The organism is Citrobacter sp. CK181, assembly GCF_030333595.1.
In the GTDB taxonomy this organism is placed as follows: domain Bacteria; phylum Pseudomonadota; class Gammaproteobacteria; order Enterobacterales; family Enterobacteriaceae; genus Citrobacter_B; species Citrobacter_B koseri.
On sequence record NZ_JAOWFN010000006.1, the window covers coordinates 457777 to 474211 of the forward strand.

General features: G+C 55.3%; 12 protein-coding genes and 3 tRNA genes. 4 read left to right on the top strand and 11 right to left on the bottom strand.

Annotated features, from left to right (window positions below):
• Positions 1–45: 45 nt before the first annotated feature.
• From hfq to nnr, 6 genes are all read right to left on the bottom strand, one after another.
• Positions 46–354, bottom strand: a complete 309-nt coding sequence (hfq, locus tag OGW17_RS02650; protein WP_012134439.1) for an RNA chaperone Hfq — start codon at positions 352–354, stop codon at positions 46–48.
• A gap of 84 nt (positions 355–438) precedes the next feature.
• Complete coding sequence (gene miaA / locus OGW17_RS02655; RefSeq protein ID WP_071257338.1) at positions 439–1389, bottom strand: tRNA (adenosine(37)-N6)-dimethylallyltransferase MiaA; 951 nt, start codon at positions 1387–1389, stop codon at positions 439–441.
• Positions 1382–3241 (bottom strand): DNA mismatch repair endonuclease MutL, encoded by a 1860-nt coding sequence (gene mutL, locus OGW17_RS02660; RefSeq protein WP_058668462.1) that lies wholly within the window; start codon positions 3239–3241, stop codon positions 1382–1384. The genes miaA and mutL overlap by 8 nt, the downstream gene beginning before the upstream one ends.
• A gap of 9 nt (positions 3242–3250) precedes the next feature.
• Positions 3251–4582 carry an N-acetylmuramoyl-L-alanine amidase AmiB gene (gene amiB / locus OGW17_RS02665; protein WP_071257336.1) on the bottom strand — a complete coding sequence of 444 codons (1332 nt, stop codon included), beginning with the start codon at positions 4580–4582 and terminating at the stop codon, positions 3251–3253.
• A gap of 16 nt (positions 4583–4598) precedes the next feature.
• Complete coding sequence (gene tsaE, locus OGW17_RS02670; protein WP_012134443.1) at positions 4599–5060, bottom strand: tRNA (adenosine(37)-N6)-threonylcarbamoyltransferase complex ATPase subunit type 1 TsaE; 462 nt, start codon at positions 5058–5060, stop codon at positions 4599–4601.
• Positions 5032–6579, bottom strand: coding sequence for a bifunctional ADP-dependent NAD(P)H-hydrate dehydratase/NAD(P)H-hydrate epimerase (gene nnr, locus OGW17_RS02675; RefSeq protein WP_071257334.1), 1548 nt, complete (start codon positions 6577–6579; stop codon positions 5032–5034). The genes tsaE and nnr overlap by 29 nt, the downstream gene beginning before the upstream one ends.
• Between nnr and queG the strand changes: the two genes are divergently transcribed.
• Positions 6578–7717, top strand: coding sequence for a tRNA epoxyqueuosine(34) reductase QueG (gene queG, locus OGW17_RS02680; protein ID WP_071257332.1), 1140 nt, complete (start codon positions 6578–6580; stop codon positions 7715–7717). The two genes, nnr and queG, sit on opposite strands and share 2 nt — an antisense overlap.
• 269 nt (positions 7718–7986) lie before the next feature.
• On the opposite strand, the gene OGW17_RS02685 is transcribed toward queG, so the two are convergent.
• From OGW17_RS02685 to orn, 4 genes are all read right to left on the bottom strand, one after another.
• Positions 7987–8062, bottom strand: a tRNA-Gly gene (locus OGW17_RS02685).
• Between the two features lie 75 nt (positions 8063–8137).
• Positions 8138–8213, bottom strand: a tRNA-Gly gene (locus OGW17_RS02690).
• 68 nt (positions 8214–8281) lie between these two features.
• Positions 8282–8357: transfer RNA gene (locus OGW17_RS02695), tRNA-Gly, on the bottom strand.
• 277 nt (positions 8358–8634) lie between these two features.
• Positions 8635–9180: an oligoribonuclease gene (gene orn, locus OGW17_RS02700; RefSeq protein ID WP_049011514.1), complete on the bottom strand. Its 546-nt coding sequence runs from the start codon at positions 9178–9180 to the stop codon at positions 8635–8637.
• A 106-nt stretch (positions 9181–9286) separates the two neighbouring features.
• Here orn and rsgA point away from each other — a divergent pair, with 106 nt between their 5' ends.
• From rsgA to mscM, 3 genes are all read left to right on the top strand, one after another.
• On the top strand, positions 9287–10339 hold the full coding sequence (gene rsgA, locus OGW17_RS02705; protein WP_058668459.1) for a small ribosomal subunit biogenesis GTPase RsgA: 1053 nt from the start codon (positions 9287–9289) through the stop codon (positions 10337–10339).
• 91 nt (positions 10340–10430) lie between these two features.
• The gene (gene asd / locus OGW17_RS02710; RefSeq protein WP_071257330.1) at positions 10431–11399 is read left to right on the top strand and encodes an archaetidylserine decarboxylase; all 969 of its coding nucleotides are present in this window, start codon (positions 10431–10433) and stop codon (positions 11397–11399) included.
• 16 nt (positions 11400–11415) lie between these two features.
• The gene (gene mscM, locus OGW17_RS02715) at positions 11416–14742 is read left to right on the top strand and encodes a miniconductance mechanosensitive channel MscM (RefSeq protein ID WP_071257327.1); all 3327 of its coding nucleotides are present in this window, start codon (positions 11416–11418) and stop codon (positions 14740–14742) included.
• Positions 14743–14826: 84 nt separating this feature from the next.
• On the opposite strand, the gene yjeM is transcribed toward mscM, so the two are convergent.
• On the bottom strand, positions 14827–16329 hold the full coding sequence (gene yjeM / locus OGW17_RS02720) for a glutamate/gamma-aminobutyrate family transporter YjeM (RefSeq protein WP_071257325.1): 1503 nt from the start codon (positions 16327–16329) through the stop codon (positions 14827–14829).
• Between the last annotated feature and the right edge of the window lie 106 nt (positions 16330–16435).

The following is a 16435-nucleotide window of genomic DNA, read 5'->3' on the forward strand; positions in this document are numbered from 1 at the left end:
GGAACGCAGGTTCCCTGGCTCCCCGTGTGTAAAACAGCCAAAACCTTATTCGGTTTCTTCGCTGTCCTGTTGCGCAGAAGTACCCTGCGCGCTGCTACCGTGATGGTAGTTACTGCTGGTGCCGCCACCGGCATTGTTACTGTGATGAGAAACCGGGCGAGACGGGACAACAGTAGAAATCGCGTGCTTGTAAACCATCTGGCTGACCGTGTTTTTCAACAGGATCACGAATTGATCAAAAGACTCGATTTGACCTTGCAGCTTAATACCATTCACCAAATAAATAGAAACTGGAACACGTTCCCGACGCAGTGCGTTCAGGAACGGATCTTGTAAAGATTGCCCCTTAGCCATTCTCTCTTTTCCTTATATGCTTATTTGTACTTTGAACCTTTCGATTCTGAAAAATTGCGCACGATACGTCTCAATTGTACACATTCAGTTCGCGATAGCACCAACAACCTGCAATACTTCGTTTCGCGCCTGGTCAGGCTTTTCACTGTCAAGCCAGCGTACTCCTTCCCAACCACGCAACCAGGTTACCTGACGCTTCGCCAACTGCCTCGTGGCGCAAACACCTCTATAAACCATTTCATCATATGAAATTTCGCCTTCAATGTATGACCACATCTGGCGGTATCCCACACAACGAATGGAAGGCAAGTCCGTATGCAAATCTCCACGGGCAAAAAGCGCCCGAACTTCTGCTTCAAAACCTGAAGCCAACATCTGATGAAAACGCTGCTCAATTCGCTGATGGAGCAGTTCACGGCTCGCCGGGGCGATGGCGAACTGATGCACCTGATACGGTAGAGCGTCTCCTGACGTTTGCGTCAGTTCCGTTAAAGTTTTACCCGAAATGAAAAAAACTTCCAGTGCCCGGGAAAGTCTTTGCGGATCATTTGGATGAATCCGTGCGGCAGCGACCGGATCAATATCCTGAAGCTGTCGGTGCAACGCATCCCATCCCTGCTCTGCCGCCTGTTGCTCAATTCGGGCTCTGATTTCGGGTTCCGCCGACGGTAAGGGCGAAAGTCCCTCCAGCAACGCCTTGAAATACAACATGGTGCCGCCCACTAACAGCGGAATACGCCCCGCCGCAGTAATCTCCGCCATTTCCGCTAACGCATCGCGACGAAAATCCGCTGCTGAGTACGCTTGCGCCGGATCGAGAATATCCAGCAATCGGTGCGGAGCGGCCTTTAACTCTGAAGCTGTCGGCTTCGCCGTACCGATGTCCATCCCCCGATAAATAAGGGCGGAATCAACGCTTATCAACTCTACAGGCAAAACTTTACGCAATTCAATTGCTAACGCTGTCTTGCCGGAGGCCGTCGGCCCCATCAAAAAAATCGCCTTTGGCAGGCTCACCTTACTTACATCACTCATGTTTCAGGGCGTTCATCACCGAATGTAAATCAACAGGTTGTAACAGACCACCCGGCGGCGCCTTCACGAGCTGCGGACATAACCGCTCTACATCAGCCAACAGCGTAATGGCCTGCGCCATCGTCCACTGCGGATGTTCACTCATCAAATTCCGCGCAATCCATTGTGCAATATTGCCCGCGTCAAACGCTGACTGCTGCGCGAGGTAGCCTATCAGTTCAGGAATCAAGATTTGTAAATTTTGTTGGCGTAAGGGTAAAGGCACTGCACGAATGGTCACATGCTGCGCATCTGACTGGAATTCAATCCCCAGATCCGTCAGTGGTGTTTGCGCTTTTTCCAGCGCGGATTTCTCCTCCGCCGACACTTTTAAGCGCAGCGGAATCAACAACGGCTGGGCGCAGACCGGCGTCTGCCCCGGCGTCAGTTGGGCCTGACGCAGCCAGCGTTCCGCCACGGGCAGCGCCAGCAGGTGGATATTGCCGTCACGCTCAAGCAATGCGCAATCCGCGCCGACAATGGTCAGCACGCGACCGAAACTCTGGCTATGCCCTGCCAGCGACGGCGCTGCCGTTTCTGCTTCCGGTGCAAGCGCCGGTTGTCGCGGAGCGGGCGTCTGTAACAGCTGGCGGTACACTTCGCCCTGCTGTTTCTGGTAGCCCGGCTGGGCATGCGGCCAACTGGCAGCAGGCTGACGTCCGCCGGTTGCCCCTGACGACGTGGAATAGCGCGGCGCGGCGGGTTCCCGCGCAGAGGCCGGTTCAGCGAAATGATTACGCCCGGCCGCCACGCGGTTTTCCGGGATATGACGCGGCGCAGGATCTTCTTCCGCCAGCGACAACGGCGCATCAAGCTGCTGCTGTAGCACGCTCAATACGCCCTGATAGATGAAATCATGCACCAGCCGCGACTGGTGGAAACGCACCTCATGTTTCGCCGGATGCACGTTCACATCCACCTGATGCGGGTCAATCTCCAGATACAGCACAAATGCCGGTTGCCGATCGCCGCCCAGTTTGTCTTCACAGGCCTGACGAATCGCATGATTGATTAACCGGTCGCGCATCATGCGGCCGTTCACGTAGCAGTACTGGATTTCCGCCAGCGCCGCCGTGGTATGGTGGGGGTCGGCCACCCAGCCGCGCAGCGTCAGATCGCCGTGCTGCCATTCAATCGCCAGCGCCTGTTCCAGAAACGGTGCGCCGCAAATCGCGCCTAATCGACGTTCCTTCTGCCCGTCCTGCGCAACCGCACGGTACTGGCGCACCATTTTACCGTTGTGCGACAAATTAAGGGTGACGTCGAAGCGCGCCAGCGCAATGCGGCGGATAATTTCGTCAATGTGGTTGAACTCGGTTTTCTCGGTGCGCATAAACTTGCGCCGTGCCGGCGTGTTGTAGAACAAGTCCAGCACCTCCAGCGTGGTGCCGACCGGATGCGCCGCCGGTTTTACCGTCACGTCCATATCACGCCCTTCGGCATAGGCCTGCCAGGCTTCCGCCTGTTCCGCGGTACGTGACGTGAGGGTTAAACGCGAAACCGAGCTGATACTTGCCAGCGCTTCGCCACGAAATCCGAGGCTGATAATCGCTTCGAGATCGTCAAGCGAGGCGATTTTACTGGTGGCATGGCGAGCCAGCGCCAGCGCCAGCTCGTCTTTTTTAATTCCGCAGCCATTATCGCGAATACGAATAAGCTTTGCGCCGCCGCGTTCGATATCAATATCGATCCGCGTCGCCCCTGCATCAAGGCTGTTTTCCACCAGCTCTTTCACAACCGACGCAGGTCGCTCTACCACCTCACCTGCGGCAATTTGGTTCGCCAGTTGCGGCGGTAGAACCTGAATCGGCATGTAAAATCCTTAGTTAATCAACGACTCGCCCGGCGACACCGCGCTGGCCGTTTGCGCCGGAGCGCTCTGCGGCCCGGATTGCACCGGATGCGCCTGGAAGTAGTTACGCAACCCTTGGTAAATCGCCTCTGCCAGCTGCTGCTGATAAGCATCGCTTGCCAGCAAACGTTCTTCGCCGCTGTTGCTGATAAAGCCCGTTTCAACCAGCACCGAGGGGATATCCGGGGAACGCAACACGCCGAGGCTGGCGTGTTCAGGGCGACGCTTATGCAACGAACCAATGCGCTGCAACTGACCTAACATGTTTGTCGCCACATCATACCCTACGCGCTGGGAATGACCGAATTGCAAATCCAGCACCGCCTGGCTTAAGTAGGGGTCAGCCTGACTGTTCGCCAGCACATCGCCCGCGCCGCCCAGTAGCTCAGACTGCTTCTCATGTTCTTCCAGCCAGTTCGCCATTTCGCTGTTGGCGCGACGGTTTGACAGCACCCATACCGAGGCGCCCGTCGCGTTACGGTTTGGCGCGGCATCCGCATGAATGGAGACGAGGAAATTGGCGTTCTGCTTACGCGCCACGTCGGAGCGCCCCATCACGGAGATGAAATAATCCCCGTCGCGGGTCAATACGCCTTTGAACATCGGATCGTTATTCAACAGCGTGCGCAGCTTACGGGCGATAGCAATCGTCACGTTTTTCTCCCGCGTCCCGCCGGGGCCAATAGCGCCGGGGTCTTGTCCGCCGTGACCGGCATCAATGGCAATCACCACTTTGTCGCCGTTACTGGATGTCGCCCGCGCTGCCGGGCGCGTTACCGTATTGCTGCTGGTGACAGCGGTAGCGCGATCCTGGTTTGTTTTAAACGGATTTCGCGCAGGTTCAGTCGGACGCGGAGCGACCACCGGCGTCTCAACGCGTTTTGCGACGACAGGCGGTGGAGGTGGCGGCGGAGGCGTATCGGCGTTGATGGTAAAGACCACGGTATAGTTACCGCCGTTCTGTCGTTTCACGGCCTCGGTTTTACCGTTCTCCGTCAGATCGACAACCAACCGCAGCGACTGCGCGTCTTTCGCCGTACCGGAGCGAATCGCTTTTACCAGGTTGTTGCCGCTAAACTGCAACGGCAGTCCCTGAATCACGCCGGTCTGTTTGATATCCAGCGCGACGGTACGTTTACCTTCTTGCGAAAACGCGTAATCAGGATCGCCGATAAAACTGAACGTAATCCGCGCCTGCCGATCGCCGTTAGATACCTGAATATCGGAGAGGCTGGCGGCCCCCGCCTGCGCGCACAGCAGGACCAGAGTTGCCACCACCCAATTTCTGATGCGATAAATCATCCCGCCACCCTTAAGGTTAACCGGCCAAACGCGCCAGCAACAAATCACCTGATGAGGAGACAGCACTAATGCGCGCCTCACGACCTTGCGCCTGGTAATCTATGTGTATTTCGACATCCGGGTCAGGCAGTACACCTTTACCTTGTTGCGGCCATTCCACCAGGCAAATGGCATCGTTGGCAAAATAATCACGGATCCCCATAAATTCCAGCTCCTCAGGGTCCGCAAGTCGGTATAAATCGAAGTGATACACCATTAAGTTATCGAGCGTATAGGGTTCAACCAGCGTGTAGGTCGGGCTTTTCACATTACCTTTGTGGCCCAACGCCTGTAGAAATCCCCGGCTGAAGGTGGTTTTCCCCGCCCCCAGGTCGCCGTACAAATAGATGACGGTCGCACCGTCACAGGCTTTCGCTACGCGTAGTCCCAGGTCTAAAGTCGCCTGCTCGTCAGGTAGCGGAATTACTCGATTCATCATGGTTTACGTCAATCACATCAGGGTTAACAATACGCTGTAGCGTAGAAAAGAGATCGGTTGCCAGCATGCCACGGGCGCCATAACGCGCCGCTAAAACATCCGCCGCCGCACCGTGGGCAACACATCCCGCACACGCTGCATCATACGGGGAAAACTTCTGTCCAAGCAATGCGCCAATAATGCCGGAAAGCACATCGCCCATTCCACCGCTGGCCATCCCGGCGTTACCGGCATCAATAATGCCCAACGCATGCGATTGGGCGGCGACGACCGTTCCCGCACCTTTCAGCACCGCCACGCCACCATACCGTTTTACCAGACGACGTGCTGAAAGTAAGCGATCACTTTCAATTTCTGCGACAGAACAACCCAGTAGCCGCGCGGCTTCCCCCGGATGCGGCGTGATCACGCGATTGTGACGTTTATCGGGATTGATTGCCAGCAGGTTCAGCGCATCCGCATCCCAGAGCATCGGTTTGCGAAAATTCTCAGCTTTCTGTAGCGCTTTTTTACCCCATTCCTGCTGTCCGAGCCCGGGGCCTATCACCACCACGTCCGCCCATTGCAGACTGTCATCAAGAGATTGAGGCGTCAGTTCATGCACCATCAGTTCGGGACGGGCGGTCAGCAACGGCGCGATATTTTCGCTGCGCGTCAGCACCCGCACTAATCCCGCTCCGGCACGCAGCGCCGCTTCGCCGGTCATACGTATCGCTCCCGCCGTCCCGTGGTCGCCGCCAATAATGACCAGCCGACCATGATCGCCTTTATGCGACGTCGGGCGGCGTGGCGTCAGCCAGTGGGAAAGTTGCGAAGCCGCAAAGCGCTGGATACGAACCTCTTGTCCTGCCAGCCAGCTTTCCAGCCCCAGCGCGTCAAAGTGCAGCGCTCCCACGACATCCCGCGCTTTGCCCGTCAGTAAACCGGGTTTCAGCGCAACGAAGGTAACGGTATGCGCGGCATTCATCACCGCTCCAGGCGTGGCGCCCGTTTGCGCCAGCAAACCGGAAGGGATATCAATAGCCACCACCGGCGCTGGATGGCTGTTCGCTCGTTCAATAAGCGTAGAGAGGGAGGTGCGCGGAGCCTGCGTCAGGCCGGTCCCCAGCAGGGCGTCAATAATCACATCAATATGATCCGGCCAGATGATATCCGACGCATGAATGACGCCCCCGGCATTGAGCCACGCCTCGCGCGCCTGCGCCGCCTCTTCAGGAAGCGGCTTATCGCTCTCCTGCGCCAGTAGCGTCACCTCAATACCTGCGGCTTTCGCCAGCCTCGCCACCACGTAGCCGTCGCCGCCATTATTACCGTGACCGCAAAGCACCAGCCAGCGCCGTGAATCGGGGTATGCGTCACGTGCAACCTGAAATGCGGCTTCCCCCGCCCGCAGCATCAGCTCATACAGCGTCAGCCCTAAGCTGTCCGCCGCCTCGCGTTCCGCCCGTTTGATCTCATCGGCGGGCCAGATGGAGTGTGGTATACTTGCGGGGTTTTTCTTCATTGTATGGTCCGTCATGTCAGAGCCCCTCGATCTCAATCAGTTAGCGCAAAATATTAAACAGTGGGGGCTGGAACTGGGCTTTCAGCAGGTCGGTATTACCGATACCGATCTCAGCGCCAGCGAACCCAAATTACAGGCATGGCTGGATAAACAATACCACGGCGAAATGGACTGGATGGCTCGCCACGGAATGATGCGCGCCCGTCCTCACGAATTATTGCCCGGCACGCTGCGCGTCATCAGTGTGCGCATGAATTATCTGCCTGCCAATGCCGCTTTCGCCAGTACCCTAAAAAATCCCTCTCTGGGCTACGTCAGCCGTTATGCGCTGGGTCGTGACTACCATAAGCTGTTACGTAACCGTCTCAAAAAACTCGGCGAGAGGATTCAGCAGCACTGCGTTTCGCTGAATTTTAGACCGTTTGTCGATTCTGCGCCCATTCTGGAACGTCCGCTGGCTGAAAAAGCCGGGCTTGGCTGGACAGGTAAGCACTCACTAATCCTTAGCCGCGAAGCCGGTTCGTTCTTTTTCCTGGGGGAATTGTTAATTGATTTGCCTCTCCCCATTGATACGCCAGTTGAAGAAGGCTGCGGGAAATGCGTTGCCTGTCTGACCATCTGCCCGACCGGCGCAATCGTCGAGCCCTACACGGTGGATGCGCGCCGCTGCATCTCCTATCTCACGATTGAGCTGGAGGGGGCGATACCAGAAGCGCTTCGGCCATTAATGGGCAACCGGATTTACGGCTGCGACGATTGTCAGCTTATCTGCCCGTGGAACCGCTACTCGCAACTGACCGATGAAGAAGATTTCAGTCCCCGCAAGCATCTTCACGCGCCAGAGCTGATTGAACTGTTTGGCTGGAGCGAAGCCTGGTTTTTAAAAGTTACGGAAGGATCGGCGATTCGCCGCATTGGTCACTTACGCTGGCTGCGAAATATTGCCGTCGCGTTAGGCAATGCGCCCTGGGATAACGCCGTGATTACCGCCCTGGAAAGTCGCCGGGGTGAGCACCCACTTCTCGATGAACACATAGAATGGGCGATTGCGCAGCAAATTGAGAAGCGAAATGCCTGCGTGGTGGAGGTGCAATTACCGAAGAAACAACGCCTGGTCAGGGTCATTGAAAAGGGGCTGCCGCGCGACGCCTGAGTCATCCACAGCTTGTGTATAAAAATAAAAAGACATTGCGATTCAAGAGGGAAAAAATCGTCAAGTGATCGCATTAACATTTCGAAATGATAATTAATTTATCAATTTCAATAAGTTACAAAGTTACTATTCACCAGGCGAAGTTTTTTGTATTCCAGGAATAATGCCTGGACCTGTGGATAAGTCTGTTTACAAGAGTGTTTCAGAGGCAAAATAAAAGGTCCCCAACGTGAAAATACGCTGTGGATAATTTTATGGAGATAAGAATTTGGAGCGGGAAACGAGACTCGAACTCGCGACCCCGACCTTGGCAAGGTCGTGCTCTACCAACTGAGCTATTCCCGCTTAATCTTCGTCTTCCAGGCCGCTGCCTGAAATCCTGCGATTGGGTGGTGCGTATCTGCTGATACTTTCAAATTTTGGAGCGGGAAACGAGACTCGAACTCGCGACCCCGACCTTGGCAAGGTCGTGCTCTACCAACTGAGCTATTCCCGCTTAATCTTCGTCTTTCAGACCGTTGCCTGAAATCCTGCGATTGGGTATCTGGTGTTGCTTTCAAATTTTGGAGCGGGAAACGAGACTCGAACTCGCGACCCCGACCTTGGCAAGGTCGTGCTCTACCAACTGAGCTATTCCCGCTTAATCTTCGTTTTTCAGACTGTTATCTGAAATTCTGTGATTAAATTTGTTGCTGTCGTAATTCGCATTTCTGCGTCGTTACGGGAGGCGCATTATACGAGAAATCCTTTCTGCTGCAACCCCCTAAAACGCAATTTTTTCCGTTTTCGTTCTGAGTGTTGAATTTATCAGCAAAGCGTACAATTTAGCGCCAAATTCACCCCGCCGCAAGCACACCCGGCAGGCAAATCGTAAGCCGGATAAGACGCTTCGCTTCGCCATCCGGCAAATACGCCGTTTACAGCTTAATAAAATTCTCGCGGTAATAAGCCAGCTCCGCCACCGACTCGCGAATATCATCCATTGCCTGGTGCGTCCCCTGCTTGGTAAAACCGGCAAGGATTTCCGGCTTCCAGCGACGCGCCAGCTCTTTCAGCGTACTCACATCCAGATAGCGATAGTGGAAATAGGCTTCCAGTTCAGGCATGTACTTAAACAGAAAACGGCGATCCTGGCCGATGCTGTTGCCACAAATCGGTGATTTACCTGCCGGAACCCACTCTTTTAAAAATTCAATGGTCGCCAGTTCTGCGGCGCGATCGTCAAACGTGCTGGCTTTTACCCGATCCACCAGACCACTTCCGGTATGGGTACGCACGTTCCAGTCATCCATTAACGCCAGCTGTTCAGCAGACTGATGCACCGCAATCGTCGGCCCTTCCGCCAGGATATTCAGGTTGGCATCGGTCACCAGCGTCGCGATCTCAATAATGCGATCGCGCTCGGGATCCAGGCCGGTCATCTCAAGATCTATCCAAATGAGGTTGTTTTCATTGGCACTCATGCTATTTTCCACCCTTCAGAGGTCACAGTCAGTGTGACTATATTCATCTAAAATAGCGTGTATCATAGATGTTTTGCCCATTGCGGGCGACCAGGAGCCAGTACGATTGAGTAAAAATAAACTCTCCAAAGGCCAACAGCGCCGCGTGAAAGCCAATCATCAGCGTCGTCTAAAAACGTCCACGGAGAAGGCAGACTTCGATGACAACCTGTTCGGCGAGACCGCTGAAGGTATCGTCATCAGCCGCTTTGGCATGCATGCCGACGTAGAATCTGCCAATGGCGAGATTCACCGCTGCAACATCCGTCGCACGATCCGTTCGCTGGTCACCGGCGATCGCGTCGTCTGGCGTCCGGGTAAAGCGGCGGCTGAAGGCGTCAACGTCAAAGGGATCGTCGAAGCCGTACACGAACGCACCTCCGTGCTAACGCGCCCGGATTTCTACGACGGCGTGAAGCCTATTGCCGCCAATATCAACCAAATCGTCATTGTCTCCGCCATTTTGCCGGAGCTGTCGCTCAATATTATCGACCGCTATCTGGTGGCCTGCGAAACGTTGCAGGTTGAACCGATTATCGTGCTCAATAAAATCGATCTGCTGGATGACGAAGGGATGGACTTCGTTAACGAGCAGATGGATATCTATCGCGGCATCGGCTATCGCGTGTTGATGGTATCCAGCCATACGCAAGATGGCCTCAAACCATTAGAAGAGGCGCTAACCGGCCGTATCAGCATCTTTGCCGGGCAGTCTGGCGTTGGAAAATCGAGCCTGTTGAACGCCCTTCTGGGCCTACAGGAAGCGATTCTCACCAATGATGTGTCGGATAACTCCGGTCTGGGGCAGCACACCACGACCGCCGCGCGCCTGTATCACTTCCCGCACGGCGGCGATGTGATTGACTCCCCTGGGGTACGCGAATTTGGCCTCTGGCATCTCGAACCGGAACAAATCACCCACGGATTTGTCGAATTTCATGACTACCTGGGCCATTGCAAATATCGCGACTGCAAGCATGATACCGACCCAGGTTGCGCCATCCGTGAAGCGGTAGAAGACGGTAAAATTGCAGAAACCCGTTTCGAAAATTATCACCGCATTCTGGAAAGCATGGCACAGGTAAAAACACGTAAAAACTTTTCTGATATGGACGACTGACAACTACGCTAAGCATCGCTAGAATCGTCCCCTTTTTTCAGGATGCCGGCGTCAATGCCGGTTCAGGAACAACAATGGCCTGGAGGCTACCTTGTTAAACTCATTTAAACTTTCGCTACAATACATTCTGCCGAAACTATGGCTCACTCGCCTGGCGGGCTGGGGCGCGAGAAAACGAGCGGGCTGGCTGACCAAACTGGTTATCGATCTGTTCGTGAAATACTACAAGGTCGATATGAAAGAGGCGCAGAAGCCGGATACCGCCAGCTATCGCACCTTTAACGATTTCTTTGTTCGTCCGCTGCGTGACGACGTCCGTCCGGTGAATACCGATCCAAACGTACTGGTAATGCCGGCTGACGGCGTGATCAGCCAGTCAGGTAAAATCGAAGAAGATAAAATCCTGCAAGCGAAAGGTCACAACTACAGCCTGGAAGCGCTGCTGGCAGGTAACTACCTGATGGCGGACCTGTTCCGCAACGGTTCGTTTGTCACCACCTACCTCTCTCCGCGCGACTACCACCGCGTACACATGCCGTGCAACGGTATCCTGCGCGAGATGATCTACGTACCGGGCGATCTGTTCTCGGTGAATCACCTGACCGCGCAGAACGTGCCAAACCTGTTTGCCCGTAACGAACGCGTGATCTGCCTGTTTGACACGGAGTTTGGCCCAATGGCGCAAATTCTGGTCGGGGCGACCATTGTCGGCAGCATCGAAACCGTCTGGGCGGGAACCATTACGCCGCCGCGTGAAGGCGTGATCAAACGCTGGACATGGCCGGAAGGGGAAAGCGAAGGGTCTGTGGCGCTGTTGAAAGGTCAGGAGATGGGCCGTTTCAAACTGGGTTCAACCGTGATCAACCTGTTTGCGCCGGGTAAAGTCACGCTGGCTGAACAGCTGCAAAGCCTGTCAGTGACCAAAATCGGTCAGCCGCTGGCCGTTTCTACCGAACTCTTCGTGCCCCCTGAAGCGGAACCCACGCCGCTGCCGGAAGAAGAGATCAACGCCGAACACGACGCCAGCCCGCTGGTTGACGACAAGAAAGACGAAAGTTAAATAAAGGATCGCTGCTGTGCGCCTGATTATCACTTTTCTGATGGCCTGGTGCCTCAGCCTGGGGGCGTACGCTGCGACGGCCCCCGACGCCAAACTGATTGCCCAGGAACTGGAGCAGGCTAAAGCGGCAAAACCCGCTCAGCCAGAGGCCGTAGAGGCCCTCCAGTCCGCGCTGAACGCGCTTGAGGAACGAAAAGGTTCTCTTGAGCGCGCCGAACAATATCAGCAGGTTATCGACAATTTCCCTAAGCTGTCCGCGACGCTACGCGCACAGCTCAATAACTTGCGCGATGAACCGCGCAGCGTGCCGCCAGGCATGTCCACCGATGCGCTAAGCCAGGAGATCCTCCAGGTCAGCAGCCAGTTGCTGGATAAAAGCCGTCAGGCCCAGCAGGAGCGAGAGCGCGCTCGTGAAATCGCCGATTCGTTAAGCCAGCTTCCACAACAGCAAACGGATGCCCGTCGCCAGTTAAATGAGATTGAGCGGCGCATCGGCACCGCCAGCGGCAACTCCCCGCTCAACCAGGCGCAAAATCTGAGTATGCAGGCCGAATCCGCCAGACTCAAAGCGCAGGTTGATGAGCTGGAACTGGCGCAGCTTTCGGCGAATAACCGTCAGGAACTGGCGCGAATGCGCTCCGAACTGGCGGAAAAACAGAGCCAACAGCTGGATGCCTGGTTGCAGGCATTACGCAATCAATTAAACAGCCAGCGCCAACGAGAAGCAGAGCGAGCGCTGGAAAGCACCGAACTGCTGGCGGAAAACAGCGCTGACCTGCCGCCGGGCATTATCGAACAGTTCAAGGTGAACCGCGAGCTGTCGCAGGCGCTTAACCAGCAGGCGCAACGCATGGATCTGGTGGCCTCACAGCAACGCCAGGCCACCAGCCAGACGCTACAGGTTCGTCAGGCCCTGAACACCCTGCGGGAACAGTCGCAGTGGTTAGGCGTATCGAATATGCTGGGGGAAGCCCTGCGCGCGCAGGTATCGCGTCTCCCGGAAATGCCCAAGCCGCAGCAGTTAGATACCGAAATGGCGCAACTGCGCGTACACCGTATGCGCTACGAAGACCTGCTCAACAAACAACCGCAACTACGTCAGATTCGCCAGGCCGACGGTCAAACGCTGACCTCTGAGCAGAGCCGCATTCTTGACGCCCAACTGCGTACCCAACGCGAGCTGCTGAATTCACTGTTGCAGGGCGGTGATACGCTGATCCTCGAACTCACCAAGCTGAAAGTGTCCAATAGTCAACTGGAAGACGCGCTGAAAGAGGTCAACGAAGCCACTCACCGTTACCTGTTCTGGACGTCTGACGTGAGTCCGATGTCGCTCTCGTGGCCTATCAGCCTCGTTCAGGATCTGCGTCGACTGATCTCACTGGATACGTTCAATCAGCTCGGCAAAGCCAGCATCATGATGCTTACCAGCAAGGAGACGTTGCTGCCGCTGTTTGGCGCGCTGGTGCTGGTTGGTTTTAGTCTCTATTCGCGCAAACATTTCACCCGTTTTCTGGAGCGTTCATCCTCCCGCGTCGGGAAAGTCACGCAGGATCACTTCTGGCTGACGCTGCGCACCGTGTTCTGGTCGATTCTGGTCGCCTCCCCGCTGCCCGTACTGTGGGCCACGCTGGGCTATGGGTTGCAGGAGGCATGGCCTTATCCTCTGGCCGTCGCCATCGGCGACGGGGTGACAGCAACGGTTCCGCTGCTGTGGGTCGTCATGATTTGCGCCACCTTTGCCCGCCCTAACGGTCTGTTTGTGGCGCATTTTGGCTGGCCCCGAAACCGTGTCGCGCGCGCCATGCGCTATTACCTGATGAGCATCGGTCTGATTGTCCCGCTCATTATGGCGCTGATTATGTTTGATAATCTTAACGATCGGGAGTTCTCCGCGTCGCTGGGGCGTCTCTGCTTCATCCTGATCTGCGGCGCGCTCGCGATTGTCACGCTGAGCCTGAAGCGCGCCGGTATCCCGCTGTACCTCGATAAAGAGGGCAGCGGCGACAATATGGTCAACAGTATGCTCTGGAACCTGCTGATGGGCGCGCCGCTCATTGCGATCCTTGCGGCCGCTGTCGGCTATCTGGCCACCGCGCAGGCGCTGCTGGCACGACTGGAGACCTCCGTTGCCATCTGGTTCCTGCTGCTGGTTATCTATCACGTCATTCGCCGCTGGATGCTGATTCAGCGTCGCCGTCTGGCGTTCGATCGCGCTAAGCATCGCCGGGCCGAAATGCTGGCGCAACGTGCGCGCGGTGAAGAAGAACCCGCCCACTCCACCAGCCTCGAAGGGGCCGTCGAAGTGGATGAAAGCGAAGTGGATCTCGACGCCATCAGCGCCCAGTCGCTGCGCCTGGTACGTTCTATCCTGATGCTTATCGCCCTGCTGTCGGTCATTGTGCTGTGGTCGGAAATCCATTCCGCCTTTGGCTTCCTGGAGAATATCTCGCTGTGGGATGTCACCTCCACGGTGCAAGGGGTTGAAAGTCTGGAGCCGATTACGCTGGGCGCGGTGTTGATTGCGATCCTGGTGTTTATCATCACCACGCAACTGGTGCGTAACCTGCCCGCACTGCTGGAGCTGGCGCTCTTGCAGCATCTGGATCTGACGCCCGGCACCGGCTACGCCATCACCACCATCACCAAGTATCTGTTGATGCTGATTGGCGGGCTGGTCGGTTTCTCGATGATTGGCATTGAATGGTCGAAGTTACAATGGCTGGTCGCCGCGCTCGGTGTCGGTCTGGGCTTTGGTTTACAGGAGATCTTCGCCAACTTTATTTCCGGCTTAATCATCCTGTTCGAAAAGCCGATTCGTATTGGCGATACGGTGACCATTCGCGACCTTACCGGCAGCGTGACCAAAATCAACACCCGCGCCACCACCATCAGCGACTGGGACCGTAAAGAGATTATCGTGCCGAACAAAGCGTTCATCACCGAGCAGTTTATCAACTGGTCGCTGTCGGATTCGGTAACGCGTGTGGTGCTGACCATCCCGGCGCCGTCAGACGCTAATAGCGAAGAGGTGACGCAAATTCTGCTGACTGCGGCGCACCGCTGTTCACTGGTGATCGACAACCCGGCGCCGGAAGTATTCCTGGTTGACCTGCAACAGGGGATTCAGATCTTCGAACTGCGTATCTATGCCGCAGAGATGGGGCACCGTATGCCGTTGCGCCACGAAATCCACCAGTTGATTCTGGCGGGCTTCCATGAGCACGGTATTGATATGCCATTCCCGCCGTTCCAGATGCGCCTGGAAAGCCTGAATGGCAGGCAGACTGGAAGAACGCTGACATCCGCCGCCAGGAAAAGTCGCCCGGTGGGAAGTTTGTAAGCCGTAATAATGCCGGATGGCGGCTTCGCCTTACCCGGCCTACAGAACAGCAATGAACGCGTAGGCCGGGTAACGGCAAAAAGATTACTCCACCGCCCACTGGGGCTGGTTTGCCATCCGGCGGCTGTAGTTCTGATAAATCGCCATCGCTAACAGCGAGAAGAATATCGGGCCGCCGGTCATCCACAGCGCGCTATTCCAGTCCCCGGCTTCAATCACCGGCTGAATGATGGTAAACACATTCGCAAACGTCACCACCAGCACGACCACGCCCGTTGCCAGCATCGTAGAAACATGGGTTTTGAAGATCACAAATGGCCGTTCCAGGCCTTCGCGAGACTTAAAGAACGGGAAGGCCAGCGCGAGGAACAGGTACGGCAACGTCATCGACACGTTCGCCATCAGCGTCAGTTTGTTGTAGAACGCCGACGCGGTATCACCGCCAAAAGAGACCAGCAGAATAAACAGACTCACCAGCAGACACTGCATCCACATTGCGGTGGCTGGCATACCTGCCGCGTTCAGCGTCGTCATCGGCGCAGGCCACAGCGCTTTTGGCGTTCCCTGGATAATGGCCTTCAATGGCGAGTAGCTCAGCGTAAAGAACGCGCCGGTATAGGCAAGGAACATGGAGAGGCCAGTGATACGCGCAAACCAGACGCCGGTCGCCATTGCCGCTTCCGGCGACAGATGCAGCGCGTTACCCAACGTCATCCCCAGGCTTTTCATCAGAATATAGGTGATATTTCCTAGGTTAACGGAGCCATTACTTAATACCTGTTGCCAGTTGGTGCTAACGCCCCATAAAAATATCGCCAGCGAATAACCAACGGAAATAACCATTGCCGCAAAAACAATTCCTTTCGCAAAGTTTTTTTCCGGCTTTTCTGTTTTATCCACCAGGCCGCCTACCGCTTCAATTCCGCCGTAGGCAAAAATAGCGAAAACAACAAATGAGAGCATGGCCAGGCCGGATTGATATCCGGGATTGGGCGAGGAGACAAAATTAATATTTTCCGCAAAATGCCCACCATTTAATAACAAAATAGCGACACTCACTAACAACAAAACCAAATTAAGACACATCACGGCAATCCCCCCTACTGCCGTAATACGCGCAATTTTATTAATTCCCTTTGATGCGATACAGGTCACCAGAATCATCCAGCCGACGGCGAGCAGACCAACAACCTGCGTCGGTTCAAGCCCGGCGATCCGCCAGTGCTGCGTCATATCTGCACCAAACAAGAACGTAGAGAAAGGCACCCAGACTTTCGCCGCAGTGCTCACCATCCAGATAACATAGGAGGAGAACCACATAAAAGTGCCGATAAACGCATAACGCGGGCCAACGCTATTATTCATCCACGAATAGATTCCGCCCTCTTCTTTTCGATAAGCAGAACCCATTTCAGCCATCATTAAGGCAAATGGAATAAAGAATAATAATGCAGAAAAGATATACCACGGGATCGCGCTATACCCCATTAAATAAAACGCCGACGGGCTATTGGCAAAACCAAAAACGGACGTAAATATCATCAGGATGAGGCCAGCCAGGCTCATCTTCTTTATTGTCTGGTTCATGAAACCATCCCTTACTCTGGGCACGTTGGCTAAACGGCGCTCACCGGTTTGCACTGCCCCCTTGCAGAGGTCAGCAATAAAAATCAACACAGAATTGATACCTGAA

What these genes read in the sequence shown, in the direction of transcription:
- hfq (WP_012134439.1), bottom strand. Translation starts at nt 354, where the DNA reads ATGGCTAAGGGGCAATCTTTACAAGATCCGTTCCTGAACGCACTGCGT.
- miaA (WP_071257338.1), bottom strand. Translation starts at nt 1,389, where the DNA reads ATGAGTGATGTAAGTAAGGTGAGCCTGCCAAAGGCGATTTTTTTGATG.
- mutL (WP_058668462.1), bottom strand. Translation starts at nt 3,241, where the DNA reads ATGCCGATTCAGGTTCTACCGCCGCAACTGGCGAACCAAATTGCCGCA.
- amiB (WP_071257336.1), bottom strand. Translation starts at nt 4,582, where the DNA reads ATGATTTATCGCATCAGAAATTGGGTGGTGGCAACTCTGGTCCTGCTG.
- tsaE (WP_012134443.1), bottom strand. Translation starts at nt 5,060, where the DNA reads ATGATGAATCGAGTAATTCCGCTACCTGACGAGCAGGCGACTTTAGAC.
- queG (WP_071257332.1), top strand. Translation starts at nt 6,578, where the DNA reads ATGTCAGAGCCCCTCGATCTCAATCAGTTAGCGCAAAATATTAAACAG.
- nnr (WP_071257334.1), bottom strand. Translation starts at nt 6,579, where the DNA reads ATGACGGACCATACAATGAAGAAAAACCCCGCAAGTATACCACACTCC.
- orn (WP_049011514.1), bottom strand. Translation starts at nt 9,180, where the DNA reads ATGAGTGCCAATGAAAACAACCTCATTTGGATAGATCTTGAGATGACC.
- yjeM (WP_071257325.1), bottom strand. Translation starts at nt 16,329, where the DNA reads ATGAACCAGACAATAAAGAAGATGAGCCTGGCTGGCCTCATCCTGATG.